The organism is Streptomyces justiciae (genome assembly GCF_015163075.1).
Taxonomy (GTDB): Bacteria; Actinomycetota; Actinomycetes; order Streptomycetales; family Streptomycetaceae; genus Streptomyces; species Streptomyces justiciae.
In genome coordinates this window covers 19,902-33,713 of sequence record NZ_JADDXU010000022.1, presented here as the reverse complement: position 1 = coordinate 33,713, position 13,812 = coordinate 19,902, and the positions used below count along the sequence as shown (strand labels likewise).

Here is a 13,812-nt window from a genome sequence, read left to right as displayed (position 1 = left end):
CGTGAAAAGACATTCCCGTCGTCGTACCTGAGCAGGCAATGGGTCCTACTGCCGATGGAGTACTACGGAGGGTCAGTCCTCCCCAGGGTGGGTGACACTGCCCCGCGCCCCCCTGATGCCGCCCCCTAGGGGCCTTGGTACTACTGCTCTTCGTGGACCTCGACGCCGATCTCGCCGCGCTCCGCCCGCTCGGCGGCTTCTTCCTACTACGCACGGGTGCGCCGCCGCGTTCAACGCTGCCCACGCTCGCACGGGCGTACGACATCGAAAAGTCGGACGTTTGCGGAGAATCCGTGACTTTTCGTGTCCGGAAGGTGGCCGATTCTCTTCGGGCGCCGGAGTTGCGGATCGCCGCCTCGATCGCCCAGCAGGGCCTCGCCGCCCGCCTCTGGTCCGCGGCCCTGGGCTGCGCCGTGCTCTACGGCCACGTCCCCGACCTCGACGCCCGTCTGCTGCGCTGGGACGCCGACGGCAGCGCCCCCGACGATCTGTGGCTCACCGAGGTGCACGCCCTGCCCGGCGACGCGGGAACCCTCGCCGCGGTCGTACTCGAAGGGCATCTGGAGCCGCTGGCGGCGGCGCTGCGCGTCCACCACCGCCTCGCCCCCGGCCTCCTGCGCGGCAACGCCGCCTCCGCGCTCGCCGGAGCCGCCCGGCAGCTGTCCGGCTGGGCCCGCGCGCACGGCCGTACCGAGGTGGCCGCCCGCACCCGCGCCCTCACCACGGAACTCCTCGCCCACCCCCTCCTCGCCGGCACCGGCACCCTCACCGGCACCGCCTTCCGGCGCCGCAGCTGCTGCCTCTACTACCGCGTCCCCGGCGGAGGCGTGTGCGGCGACTGTTGCTTCACACGACCCCCGCGGTCTTCCCCGCGCGCCGCATCTGGGTGACCATGAAGGGCAACCAGCCGCTGAGAACAGGGGGTTCCGGGTGCGAGTGGGACTGCTGACCCGGGAGTACCCGCCGGACGTGTACGGCGGCGCGGGCGTCCATGTCGAGTTCCTCGCCCGGGAGTTGGCCGCCCTGGTCGACGTCGAGGTGCACTGCTGGGGCGAGGGCCGCGGAGTGGGCGTGGTCCGCCACCGCCCCTGGTCCGTGCTCGACACCGCCAACGACGCGCTGCGCACCTTCTCCGTGGACCTCGCGATGACCGCGGGGCTGGAGGGGCGCGAACTCGTGCACTCCCACACCTGGTACGCCAACCTCGCCGGCCACCTCGGCAAGCTCCTGTACGGCATCCCGCACGTGATGACCGCCCACTCCCTGGAGCCGCTGCGCCCCTGGAAGGCCGAGCAACTCGGCGGCGGATACGCCCTGTCGAGCTGGGCCGAGCGCACCGCGATCGAGTCCGCCGACGCGGTGATCGCCGTGTCGGGAGCCATGCGCGAGGACATCCTCGCCTGCTACCCGACCCTCGACCCGGCCCGGGTGCACATCGTGCACAACGGCATCGACACCACCCTCTACCGCCCCGACCACGGCACCGAGGCCCTCACCCGCGTCGGCCTCGACCCCGACCGGCCCTTCGTGCTCTTCGTCGGCCGCATCACCCGCCAGAAGGGCGTCCCCCATCTGCTGCGCGCGGTACGGGACATCGACCCCGCCGCCCAGGTCGTGCTGTGTGCCGGAGCGCCGGACACCCCGGAGATCGACCGTGAATTCCGGGAGCTGTACGAGGAGTTGAGCCGGGTCCGCGAGGGCGTGCACTGGATCCCGCAGATGCTGCCGCGCCCGGACGTGATCCAACTCCTCACGCACGCGGCCGTGTTCGTCTGTCCCTCGGTGTACGAACCCCTCGGCATCGTCAACCTCGAGGCCATGGCGTGCGGAACTCCCGTGGTGGCCTCGCGGGTCGGCGGCATCCCGGAGGTCGTCGACGACGGCAAGACCGGGCTGCTCGTCCCGGTCGACGACGACTTCGAGCCCGCCCTCGCCCGCGCGCTGGACTCGATTCTCGGTGATCCGGAGGGCGCCCGGCGGATGGGCGAGGCCGGACGGGAGCGCGCGGTCGGGGAGTTCGGCTGGGACGCGGTCGCCCGGCGGACGGTGGGGCTCTACGAGGAGATCCTCAAACAGGCGTAGTGCGCCCCGGGCAGGGGCAGGCATGGGTCACAACCAGGGTGAGGGGAGCGACCATGCGTCGTGGCGGACCTTCGGTGCTCGGGATCGTACTGGCGGGCGGAGAGGGCAAGCGCCTGATGCCCCTGACCGGGGACCGCGCGAAACCCGCGGTCACCTTCGGCGGAACGTATCGCTTGGTGGACTTCGTCCTGTCCAACCTCGTCAACGGAGACATCCTGCGCATCTGCGTGCTGACGCAGTACAAGTCGCACTCGCTCGACCGGCACATCACCACGACCTGGCGGATGTCCAGCCTGCTCGGCAACTACGTCACCCCCGTCCCGGCCCAGCAGCGGCTCGGCCCCCGCTGGTACCTGGGCAGCGCGGACGCGATCCTGCAGTCCCTCAACCTCGTCTACGACGAACGGCCCGAGTATGTCGCGGTGTTCGGCGCCGACCACGTGTACCGCATGGACCCGCGCCAGATGCTCGCCCAGCACATCGAGGGCGGCGCGGGCGTGACGGTGGCCGGGATACGCGTTCCGCGCTCGGAGTCCTCGCAGTTCGGGGTGATCACCCCCGGCTCGGATGGGCTCACGGTGGACCGCTTCCTGGAGAAGCCCGCCGACCCGCCCGGTCTCGCCGACGACCCGGAGTGCGTGTTCGCCTCCATGGGCAACTACATCTTCACCACCAAGGCCCTGATAGAGGCCCTCCAGCGGGACGCCGAGGACGAGCGCTCCGTGCACGACATGGGCGGCTCTATCCTGCCCCAGCTCACCGAGCGCGGCGAGGCCCAGCTGTACGACTTCAGCGCCAACCACGTCCCCGGCGAGACCAACCGCGACCGCGGCTACTGGCGGGACGTCGGCACCCTGGACGCGTACTACGACGCCCACATGGACCTCATCGCCGAGCGCCCCGCCTTCAACCTCTACAACCGGCAGTGGCCCATCTACACCCACTCCGGCCAGCTGTCCCCGGCCCGCTTCAACGCCGGCGGCATGGCGAGCGAGTCCATCATCAGCGCGGGCTGCCTCATCCGGGGGCAGGTCACCCGGTCGGTGCTGTCGCCGGGGGTGGTGGTCGACCCGGGGGCGGTCGTGCAGGGGTCGGTGCTGCACGACAACGTCAAGATCGGGCGGGGCGCGGTGGTGCGCGGCGCGGTCCTCGACAAGAACGTGGAGGTGCCACCGGGTGCCACGATCGGGGTGAACCCGGAGCGCGACGCCGAGCTCTACACGGTCTCCAAGGGCGGGGTGATCGCACTCGGGAAGGGCCAGCAGGTGTCCTGAACTCCGCCTCCGGTGCACCAGTGAACCCTGGGGTACGGAAGGCTGGACTTAATCTGCTGTTAACTGTGCGTAGCTTGATCGTACTTGACCGTAATCGCCCGAGGGCGGTTGACTGCTTGCTCACCCGTCGTCGACGCGAGGCAAGCCATTGACTTCTGACCTGCTCGCCCCTCTCGACCTGGCGTTCTGGAACATCGAGTCCGCCGAACACCCGATGCACCTGGGCGCCCTCGGCGTCTTCTCGGCGCACTCGCCCACCGCGGGCGCCCACGCGGCCGACCTGCTCGCGGCCCGGGCCGCCGCGGTGCCCGGCCTGCGGATGCGCATCCGGGACGTCTGGCAGCCGCTGTCCTTCGGAGGGGCGACGCGCGAGCCCGCCCCCGACTTCGACCCCCTGGACCACGTCCGGCTGCACGCGCCCACCGCCGACTTCCACGCCGACGCCGGCCGGCTCATGGAACGCCCGCTGGAACGCGGCCGGCCGCCGTGGGAGGCGCATGTCCTGCCGGGGGAGGACGGCGTCTCCTTCGCCGTGCTCTTCAAGTTCCACCACGCCCTGGCCGACGGTCTGCGTGCCCTGACGCTGGCGGCGGCGATCCTGGACCCGATGGACCTGCCGGCCCGCAAGCCGCGCCCCGAGGAGCCGTCGAAGGGCTTCTTCCCGGACGTGCGCAAGCTGCCCGGGCTGGTCCGCGGCGCCGTCTCGGACGTGGGCCGGGCGCTGGACATCGGGGCGTCCGTCGCGCTCTCCACGGTCGGCGTGCGCTCGTCCGCCGCCCTCACCGCCGAGCCCAGCGGCACCCGTCGTACCGCCGGCGTGGTCATCGACCTCGACGACGTCCACCGCGTCCGCAAGGCCCAGGGCGGCACCGTCAACGACGTCCTCATCGCGGTCGTCGCGGGCGCCCTGCGCCGGTGGCTCGACGAGCGCGGCGACGGCAGCGACGGCGTCGCCCCCCGCGCCCTCATCCCCGTCTCCAAGCGCCGCCCGCGCACCGCCCACCCACAGGGCAACCGGCTCTCCGGCTACCTGATACGGCTCCCGGTCGACGACCCCGACCCGCTCGCCCGCCTCGACACGGTCCGCACGGCCATGGACCGCAACAAGGACGCCGGACCCAACCGGGGCGCCGGTGCCGTCGCCCTGCTCGCCGACCACGTCCCCGCGCTCGGCCACCGGCTCGGCGGGCCCCTGGTCAGCCAGGCCGCCCGGCTCTGGTTCGACATCCTCGTCACCAGCGTGCCCCTGCCCAGCCTCGGCCTGAAGCTCGGCGGCAACCCGGTCACCCACGTCTTCCCGTTCGCCCCGCTGGCCCGCGGCCAGTCCCTCGCGATCGCCGTCTCGACGTACCGCGGCCATGTCCACTACGGCCTCGTCGCCGACGCGGAAGCCGTGCCGGACCTGGACGTCCTGGCCAGGGCCCTCACCGAGGAGGTGGAGACGCTCATCACCGCCTGCGAGGCTTGACCCTGCCGTTTTTTGGAGGACCGGCCCGGCGCTCCGTAGAATTCCCCGTTCGAAAGCGGACGCGGTCGGAGCGCCGCACGGGGCAGCAGGGAACGGCAGCGCGATGACGGTGACAGAGGACGGCTCGGCGATCACGGACGAGGCCGTGGACGAGGTCGTGTACGGCCCCGGGATCGACCCCGAGCGGCTGGCCGTCTGCCTCAGCGTGCTCGACGAGCTCGACAAGCTGGAGGTCGACCACCCCGACGCGATCGCCGTGCGCCGGGCCACCGCCGGCATCTACCGCACCGTCAAGCAGCGCCGCCGCCAGGAGCGCCGGGCCGCCAAGACCGCCCACGACAAGGCGGTCACCGAGGCCACCGCGACCGGCTCCGCCCAGCGCATCGACGACGAGACCGAGGGCATCCTGCCGTCGTCGATCACCGAGGAGGGCCGGATCGCGGGGATACTCCAGCGCCCCCGCTCCTGCTACACCTGCAAGACCCGGTACGTGGAAGTCGACTACTTCTACCACCAGCTCTGTCCGGACTGCGCCGCCCTGAACCGCGCCAAGCGGGACGTCCGCGCCGACCTCACCGGCAAGCGCGCCCTGCTCACCGGCGGCCGCGCCAAGATCGGCATGTACATCGCGCTCAGGCTGCTGCGCGACGGCGCCCACACCACCATCACCACGCGCTTCCCCAAGGACGCCATCCGCCGCTTCAAGGCCATGGACGACTCCGGGGACTGGATGCACCGCCTGGAAGTCGTCGGCATCGACCTGCGCGACCCGGCCCAGGCCGTCGCCCTCGCCGACCAGGTCGCCGAGGCCGGTCCGCTCGACATCCTCGTCAACAACGCGACCCAGACGGTACGGCGGCTGCCCTCGGCGTACGCCGCCCTGGTCGACGGCGAGAGCGCCCCGCTGCCCGCCGGCGAGCTGCCCGCCCACCACGTCATCGGCGCCTTCGGCTCCGGCGCCGTCGACGGCCTCGCGTCCCTGCCCGCCGGGATCTCCGGCATCGACGCCCAGCAGGTCGCCGACCTCGCGCTCGTCGCGGGCAACGCCAGCGTCGCCAAGCACCTCGACGGCACCGCGATCGACGCCGGCGGCCTCGTCCCCGACGTCGTCGACACCAACACCTGGGTGCAGACCATCGAGCAGATCTCCCCGGTGGAGCTCCTCGAGACCCAGCTGTGCAACTACACGGCGCCGTTCATCCTGATCAGCAAGCTCCGCCCGAGCATGGCCGAGGCCGCGAAGAAGGCGGCGAGCGGACGGGCCTACGTCGTCAACGTCTCCGCCATGGAGGGCGTCTTCGGCCGCGGCTACAAGGGCGCCGGCCACCCCAACACCAACGCCGCCAAGGCCGCCATGAACATGGTCACGCGGACCAGCGGCCAGGAGATGTTCCAGACCGACGGCATCCTCATGACGTCCGTCGACACCGGCTGGATCACCGACGAGCGTCCCCACTTCGACAAGCTGCGCCTCGCCGAGGAGGGCTTCCACGCCCCGCTCGACCTGGTCGACGGCGCGGCCCGGGTCTACGATCCGATTGTGCGCGGTGAGCAGGGCGAGGACCTGTACGGCGTCTTCCTCAAGGACTACGCGCCCGGGAAGTGGTGACGCGCCGGCCGTGACGTGTCACGCGGCGCCCGAAGGGAACCCGGACCCTGGTGACTACCGCGCCAGGAGTGAGTCATGGCCAGTTCGCACAACATCGATCCGCGCGCTCTCGGTGACCCGCGCAACCACTACCCCACCGACGAGGAGTTCTACGCGAGCGACCGCCCGGCCCATGCCGTCCTTCCCGAGGACCGGCCCCGCGGCGGCGCCCACGACCCTTACAAACACCCCTGGACCTGGGGCACGATCGCGCTCGTCGCGTTCATCGTGCTGATCGTCCTCATGGGGATCGCGCTCTTCCCGTAAAGAGTCGCTTCTTCAGGACTGCGGCGGCGCGTACGACCGCAGTCGGTCATGGACGGCGTACCCGCCCGGGTGCGCCGCCCTGACCCGCGTCCCGCCGTCCACCAGCAGATCCGCTCCGGTGATCCACTCGGCCGCGTCGGAGGCCAGCCACATGACGGCCCGCGCCACGTCCGCGGGCTCCCCGATCCGCCCGAGCGGCAGCCCCGCGGCGACCTCCGCCTCGCCCGGCTCCCACACGAAACGGGCCATCTCCGTGCGGACGAGTCCGGGCGAGACGGAGTTGACGCGGACGCGAGGGGCCAGTTCCCCCGCGAGCTGCCGCGTCAGATGGAGCAGGGCCGCCTTGCTGGTGCCGTAGGCGCCGATGTGCGGTCCGACATGGGTGGCGCCCTCCGTGCAGACGTTGATCACCGAGCCGCCGTGCTCCCGCATCCACGCCCGCCACGCGCACTGCACCAGCCGCAGCGGCGCCTCGACGTTGACGGCGAACGCCGTGCGCCAGGCGTCCGGGTCGGCGTCCATCAGCGGGCCGTACGGCTGGTTGGTCGCCGCGTTGTTGACGACGACGTCGATCCGCCCGAACGCGGCCAGGGCGAGCGCGGTCACCTCCGACAGATGAGCGGGGTCGGCCACGCTGCCCGCCACCCCGACGCCGCCCAGCTCGGCGGCGGTCCGCCGGACGTCCGCCGGGTCCCGCGCCGTCACGCACACCAGCGCCCCGGCCTCGGCCAGCTGCCGGGCGACCTCGCGCCCGATCCCACGCGTCCCACCGGTGACGACGGCGGCCTTCCCGTCCAGTCCGTACGACGACGTCATCGGCGAACCGTCTCATGACGGGCCGTCAGATGACAGGGGAGCCGACGGACGTGTAGGCCGAACGGGTGAGCTCGTCGGCAGGGTATTTCTGGGCAAATGCCTGCATAAACGAGCCAATCAACACGGGGGACTTGTGATGGTTACCCCAAGTTTTCAGCCCCATAGAGCGGGCCCCCGCTCATTTGGTTAACCTGTAGCGGACGGACAGCAGTACGGGGTCCCACCCACACCCACGGTCCGTCCTGGGGCAAGCCGGTCACCACGGCCTGTACTCACCAGAGTTACCGGCGCCACCGCGTCCGAACTGATTTCGACTCAGACCCGAGCGGGCGTCCGGCGCCAGGCCGCATCCTGGCTGGTACGCCCCGAGGGTGACCCGACACATAAGGAGTGCGCGGTGACACCGGAGAAGACGAATCGCGAGCAACGCCCCAAGGAACGTCCGGAGCGCGCCGGCCGCAGGCCCGGCCAGCTCGGCAGCCTCGACGTGTGGGCGCGCTCCGCCCCCATCCGCCTCGCGGGCTACGAGGACGACCTCGCCGAGCCCCACATCCTGCCCAGCGTGGACTGACGAGGTCAGTCCCCTTCGCGATCGCCGACGGCATGGGCGTGCGACACTCACGCCCATGCCGATCAGAGGAACCGCGGCCGGTCACCGGCCGCGGACGCGACACGAGGCGCCGTAGATGGCGCCGATACCGCCGCCGCTGACCGAGGCCGAGGTGGCCGACGCCGAACGGGAACTGGGCGTCGCCTTTCCGGCCGAGTACTGCGCGTACCTGCGGGGTGTGAGCGCGGGCGGGGCCGTCTCCCGGCTGGCGCTGACCGAGCGCGGGTGGGCGTGGGAGAACAACGAGGCCCTCGCGCCGGAGTCGCTCGCGCTGCCCTTCCCGCACCCCGACTCCTACGCCGCCGAGGACTACGCGCTGGTCGACCGTGAGCCGCGCGCCGAGGACTTCGCCGATCAGCACGCCTACGCGGACGCCTGGCGGAACTGGGACGAAGAGTGCGGGGCGTTCGAGGATCGCAAGACGGCCGGTGCGATCGTCGCCCAGGAGCACGGCTGCGGCTTCGCCACTTTCCTGGCCCTGACCGGCCCGCTCGCCGGCACCCTGTGGTGGGACGGGCGGGCCACCTGCGGCCTGATCGTGCCGCTCTCCCTCGACCGGCTTCCGGGCACGCCGCCGATCACCTTCGCCGCATGGCTGGGCCGCAACTCCTGGGATCTGCTGCCAGCCGGGTGGGGCTGACCGGCCTCAGTCAAGTGGTGCCGTCCGCTGCCACGGGTGCAGTTTCTCCAGTTGCTCCGCCGTTTCCAGCAGGGCCGCCTCCGAGCCCGGGCGGCCGACCAGTTGTACGGCGGTGGGGGCGCCGGACGGCAGTGTGCCGAACGGGACCGCCATCGCGGGCCAGCCGGTGAGGTTCCACGGCGGGGTCATGGGCGAGTAGTTGGTGTTGGCGAGGATGTTGCGGAGCCAGCCGCGCTCGTGCCAGGGCGCCGACGCGGGGGAGCGGCGGGCCAGGGCCGGGGTGAGCAGGATGTCGTACTCCTCGAAGAACGGCTCCAGGCGGCGGCGGAGTTCCTCGCGGGCCTTGCCGGTGCCGACCCCTTTCACGAAGCGGCGGCCGACCGCGGCGTGCACCCGGGTGCGCCGGGTCAGCAGGGCGGGGTCCAGGCCCTGAGCGTCCTCCGAGGTGCCCGCCGTCCAGTGGGCGAGCGAGGTGAGGCTCAGCGACATCGGGTACGACGGGTCGGCGCGGCGCACCTGGTGGCCGGCCTTCATCAGCACCTCGGCGGCGTCCCGGACCGCGGCCTTGTAGGGCGCGGTGATCGCGATGCCGGCGAGCGGGCTGCGCAAGGAGACGGCGACCTTGCGCATCCCGGACTCGGGTGGCCGTACGAACTCCGCGTCGGCCAGGATGCCCAGCATCATCCGCGCGTCCTCGACCGTTGTCGCCAGGGGGCCGTTCTCGGACATGCCGAACCAGTCGCCGTCGCTGACGCGCGCCGGGACCACGCCGTGGCCCGGTTTGATGGTGACGAGGCCGCAGTTGGCGGCCGGGATGCGCAGCGAGCCCATGCCGTCGTTGCCGAGGGCGATCGGGACCAGGCCGGCGGCGACCGCGGCCGCGCTGCCGCCGGAGGAGCCGCCCGCCGTGCGCGAGGTGTCCCACGGGTTGCGGGCGGTGCCGTGGACGCCCTCGGTCGTACCGAAGACGCACAGCTCGGGCACGTTCGTCAGGCCCACGACCACCGCGCCCGCGGCACGCAGCCGGGCGACCGTCACATGATCCTCCGTCGACGGCGTGTCGGGCGTGGCCGCCGAGCCGACGCGCTTGGACTCGCCGCGCACCGCGAGGTTGTCCTTGACGGCCACCGGCACCCCGGCGAGGGGCAGTTCGGCCAGGTCGGCACGGGCACCCACCTCGTCGGCCTCGGCGAGCGCCGCCTCGGCCCGTACCGTCCGGAAGGCGCCGACCCGGCCGTCGAGCCGCTCGATCCGGGCGAGGTGCTCGGCCACCACCTCGCGGGGCGTCGCCCGCTTCTCCCGCACGGCGGCGGCGATCTCTGCGGCGGTCCGGCCGGTCCAGCTGGTCACGGGTCTCTCCTCGTACTGGCCAGTATGTAGGGAGAACTGTGCCCCGGCTCGGTCGCGGAGTCGAGAGGGCGGCGCTCTTGGACAATCGCGCCGGTGTTGTTGGACTTTTCGCGCGACGGCTCCCGAAGACACGCAGGTCATCCGATCAATGGCTCAACTTGGCTGATTTCCAGTCCCATTGACAGCTCTTGAGGCCCGTCCAATGATCAGCCATCCGATGAATTGGAGTGGCGTGTGAGTACGTTTCCCAGACGCCGGTTCGTGGGTGTCGCCGCGGCCCTGGCCCTGCTCCTGTCGCCCGTCCCGGCCCTCGCCCGGCAGCAGGCCGAGGAGCCGCCCGTCACCGTCCCGGCCCTCACCGACTGGACTCCGGAGTCCGGAAGTTACGGCTTCGGGCCCGGCGCCCGGCTCGTCGCGGACACCCCCGCCGAGATCCGTGTCGCCGACACCCTCGCCGACGATCTGCGGGCGGCCGGGCACGGCACCGTATCGGTGGTCGGCGGCACCGCCCGCACCGGGGACATCGTTGTCGACATCCAGCCGGCCAGGAAGTCGCTCGGCGCCGAGGGGTACGAACTCCGCGCCGGCAAGCGGCTGTCAGTGACCGGCGCGACCGAGACCGGTGCCTTCTACGGCACCCGCACCCTGCTGCAACTCCTCGCGCAGGGCGACCGAGTCCCCGCCGGACGGACCGTCGACGTACCGCGCTACAAGGAGCGGGGCGTCGGCGTCTGCGCCTGCTACATCCACGTCTCCCTGCCCTGGCTGGAGAACCTCGTCCGTGAGATGGCGTACCACAAGCTCAACCAGCTGCTCCTGGAGCTGAAGGTGAAGAGCGACGCCCACCCCGAGGCCAACACCTGGGGCTACTACACCAAGGACGAGATACGCCGGCTCGTCGCCCTCGGCGAGAAGTACCACGTCGAGATCGTCCCGGAGATCAACTCCCCGGGCCACATGGACCCGTGGATCGAGAACCGCCCGGACCTCCAGCTCACCGACTCCGACGGCGCCAAGCAACCCTCGCGACTCGACATCACCCAGCCCGCCGCCTTCGACTACTACACGAGCCTCATCGATGAGTACGCGCAGGTCTTCAAGGCGCCGGCCTGGCACATGGGCGCCGACGAGTACATGCTCGGCTCCGACTTCGCGAAGTACCCGCAGATCCTCAAGTACGCCCAGGACAAGTACGGTTCCGGCGCCACCCCGCAGGACGCCTTCATCGACTTCGTCAACCGCGTCCACGCCTACGCGGCCGACAAGGGCAAGAAGCTGCGCATCTGGAACGACGGGCTCACCGGTGCCAACACCGTCCCGGTGACGGCGGGCACCACCGTCGAGCACTGGCTGAACGTGACGACCAAACCCAGCCAACTCATCGCCGCGGGCTACCCGTTGATGAACGCCTCTTACTCCCTCTATCTCATCCGCGGCGGCTTCCACAGCGACACCGAGGGTCTGTACGACCAGAGTTGGGACCCGCGCAGCTTCGAGGGCGAGAAGCTCACCTCCGCCCGAGGCGTCACCGGCGCGAAGATCAGCCTGTGGCCGGACAACGGGCGCGGCGAGACCGAGAACGAGGTCGCCGTACGGCTCTGGCCCGCCCTGCGCCACATCGCCCAGGCCACCTGGGGCGACCCGCACCCGGACGCCGGCTACGCCGGGTTCACCGCGCGCGGCACGGCCGTCGGGCACGCACCCGGATGGCGGGACCTGACGTCGGTGCCGGTGCCGGACGGGTCGTACACCTTCCGGACGGACGGCGCGTCCTTCGACGCCGGCCTCGCGCGCACCGCGGACGGCTATGTCACCCTGCGCGGCCCGTCCGGCTGTCTCGCGGTGAGCGGCGGCAAGCTCACCCTCAACGTGCCGCTCCAGCCGGGCGTCCAGGCGACCTGGGACAGCTGCGCCGCCTCGAACACCTTGCAGCGCTGGCAGTTGCAGCCCGTCGCGGGCGGATACCGCCTCGTCAACGTCATCACGCAGATGGCCCTGAGCGTGACCGACGACGGCCGGATCGTGCAGTACCCGCCCGACCAGCACCCGCCCGCCGTATGGCAGTTGACCTGAGGAGCCCCCACCTCATGACCGTCTCCAGACGCACCTTCGTCGCCGGCTCGGTCTCCGCGCTCGTCGCGACCGGCCTCACCACCACCTCGGCGCACGGCTCCCCGCTGCCGGCCGAGCCCGCGTACCGCATTCCGGTCAGCCCGGACGACACACCCGACGATCTCGTCCGCAAGGCCTCCCAAGTCCGGCCCACCGCACGGCAGATCACCTGGCAGCAGCTGGAACGCACCGCGTTCCTGCACTTCGGCGTCAACACCTTCACCGGCCTGGAATGGGGCACCGGGGACGAGGACCCGGACGTCTTCCAGCCCACCGGCCTCGACACCGACCAATGGGCCAGAGCCCTGCGCGACGGCGGCTTCAAGCTCGCCATCCTCACCGTCAAGCACCACGACGGCTTCGTGCTCTACCCCTCGCGCTACACCGACCACAGTGTCGCTGCGAGCAGTTGGCGTGCCGGGCAGGGTGACGTGCTGCGGTCGTTCGCCGACTCGATGCGCCGGTACGGACTCAAGGTCGGCGTCTACATCTCGCCCGCCGACGAGAACCAGTACCTGCACGGCGTCTACGCCAACGGCAGCGCCCGCTCCACCCGTACGATCCCCACACTCGTCGACGGCGACGACCGCACACCCCCGACGACGTACACGCTGGACGCCACCGACTACGGCGCCCACATGCTCAACCAGATCTACGAAGTGCTCACCGAGTACGGCCCGGTGGACGAGGTGTGGTTCGACGGCGCCCAGGGCCACATCCCGCCGGACAAGGTGGAGAGCTACGACTGGGACAGCTGGTACACCCTGGTCCGTGCCCTCGCCCCGGACGCGGCGATCGCCGTCACCGGTCCCGACCTGCGCTGGGTCGGCAACGAGAGCGGGCTGGCCCGGGAGGACGAGTGGAGTGTGATCCCGGTCAAGGAGAACCAGTACGGACGCACCGACTGGGCCCTGTCCTACGACACCCCCGACGAGGGAAGCCGGGCCGCGCTGGTCGCCGCCCAGCCGAAGACGGACTACCTCCAGTGGTGGCCCGCGGAGTGCGATGTGTCCATCCGAGACGGCTGGTTCTACCACGCCGACCAACAGCCCAAGTCCGTCCAGCAGTTGACGGACATCTACTTCGGGTCCGTCGGCCGCAACTCGGTACTCCTGCTCAACGTCCCGCCGGACACGGACGGGTTGCTGGCCGCCGCGGATGTGACCCGGCTGCGTGAGTTCCGGGAGCGGATCGACCGGGAACTTCCGGAGGATCTGGCGCGGGGTGCCCGTACGACCACTTCGGACGGCGTGGTGACCGTCGACCTCGGTGCCGTCCGCGCCGTTGACCGGGTCCGGTTGGCGGAGGACATCAGGCACGGTCAGCAGATCGAGGGCTTCGTGGTGGAGGCGTACCGCGACGGGGCCTGGCGGGAGGTCGTGGCGGCCGGAACGGTCGGGGCGAGCCGGATTCTGCTGCTACAGACGGCAGTTCGGGCGCGTCGGTGGCGGCTGAGGGTCACGGCGGCCCGGAGCGCGGTGCACATCTCGGCGTTCGGGCTGTACAAGTCGCAGGTCTGAGGGGGTACTTGGGCCGGGCGGTCAC

General features: G+C 71.3%; 12 protein-coding genes. 10 read left to right on the top strand and 2 right to left on the bottom strand.

Going from position 1 to position 13,812, the window contains the following annotated elements; all coding sequences use genetic code 11:
- Positions 1-134 precede the first annotated feature (134 nt).
- The 6 genes from IQ210_RS40285 (at position 135) to IQ210_RS40260 (ending at position 6,739) form a co-directional block, all read left to right on the top strand.
- Positions 135-890 (top strand): (2Fe-2S)-binding protein, encoded by a 756-nt coding sequence (locus IQ210_RS40285; protein ID WP_194084250.1) that lies wholly within the window; start codon positions 135-137, stop codon positions 888-890.
- A gap of 40 nt (positions 891-930) precedes the next feature.
- Positions 931-2,082, top strand: coding sequence for a glycogen synthase (gene glgA, locus IQ210_RS40280; RefSeq protein WP_194084249.1), 1,152 nt, complete (start codon positions 931-933; stop codon positions 2,080-2,082).
- 53 nt (positions 2,083-2,135) lie between these two features.
- Positions 2,136-3,356 carry a glucose-1-phosphate adenylyltransferase gene (gene glgC, locus IQ210_RS40275; protein WP_194084248.1) on the top strand — a complete coding sequence of 407 codons (1,221 nt, stop codon included), beginning with the start codon at positions 2,136-2,138 and terminating at the stop codon, positions 3,354-3,356.
- Positions 3,357-3,504: 148 nt separating this feature from the next.
- On the top strand, positions 3,505-4,824 hold the full coding sequence (locus tag IQ210_RS40270) for a wax ester/triacylglycerol synthase family O-acyltransferase (protein ID WP_194084247.1): 1,320 nt from the start codon (positions 3,505-3,507) through the stop codon (positions 4,822-4,824).
- A 103-nt stretch (positions 4,825-4,927) separates the two neighbouring features.
- The gene (locus IQ210_RS40265; protein WP_194084246.1) at positions 4,928-6,433 is read left to right on the top strand and encodes an SDR family NAD(P)-dependent oxidoreductase; all 1,506 of its coding nucleotides are present in this window, start codon (positions 4,928-4,930) and stop codon (positions 6,431-6,433) included.
- Between the two features lie 75 nt (positions 6,434-6,508).
- Positions 6,509-6,739 carry a hypothetical protein gene (locus IQ210_RS40260; RefSeq protein ID WP_194084245.1) on the top strand — a complete coding sequence of 77 codons (231 nt, stop codon included), beginning with the start codon at positions 6,509-6,511 and terminating at the stop codon, positions 6,737-6,739.
- Between the two features lie 12 nt (positions 6,740-6,751).
- Here the strand turns inward: IQ210_RS40260 and IQ210_RS40255 are convergent, their stop codons facing one another.
- Positions 6,752-7,555, bottom strand: coding sequence for an SDR family oxidoreductase (locus IQ210_RS40255; protein WP_194084244.1), 804 nt, complete (start codon positions 7,553-7,555; stop codon positions 6,752-6,754).
- 397 nt (positions 7,556-7,952) lie between these two features.
- Between IQ210_RS40255 and IQ210_RS40250 the strand changes: the two genes are divergently transcribed.
- Together IQ210_RS40250 and IQ210_RS40245 are read left to right on the top strand one after the other, a co-directional pair.
- Complete coding sequence (locus IQ210_RS40250; protein ID WP_101924606.1) at positions 7,953-8,126, top strand: hypothetical protein; 174 nt, start codon at positions 7,953-7,955, stop codon at positions 8,124-8,126.
- Positions 8,127-8,241: 115 nt separating this feature from the next.
- Positions 8,242-8,805, top strand: coding sequence for an SMI1/KNR4 family protein (locus IQ210_RS40245; protein ID WP_228049362.1), 564 nt, complete (start codon positions 8,242-8,244; stop codon positions 8,803-8,805).
- Positions 8,806-8,811: 6 nt separating this feature from the next.
- Here IQ210_RS40245 and IQ210_RS40240 read toward each other — a convergent pair whose 3' ends face one another.
- A complete protein-coding gene (locus IQ210_RS40240) occupies positions 8,812-10,155 on the bottom strand; it encodes an amidase (protein ID WP_194084243.1) in 1,344 nt (447 codons plus the stop codon).
- A 234-nt stretch (positions 10,156-10,389) separates the two neighbouring features.
- On the opposite strand from IQ210_RS40240, the gene IQ210_RS40235 reads away from it, so the two are divergent.
- Both IQ210_RS40235 and IQ210_RS40230 read left to right on the top strand, forming a co-directional pair.
- Positions 10,390-12,228 (top strand): family 20 glycosylhydrolase, encoded by a 1,839-nt coding sequence (locus IQ210_RS40235; RefSeq protein WP_194084242.1) that lies wholly within the window; start codon positions 10,390-10,392, stop codon positions 12,226-12,228.
- A gap of 14 nt (positions 12,229-12,242) precedes the next feature.
- Positions 12,243-13,787, top strand: a complete 1,545-nt coding sequence (locus IQ210_RS40230; RefSeq protein WP_194084241.1) for an alpha-L-fucosidase — start codon at positions 12,243-12,245, stop codon at positions 13,785-13,787.
- Positions 13,788-13,812 lie beyond the last annotated feature (25 nt).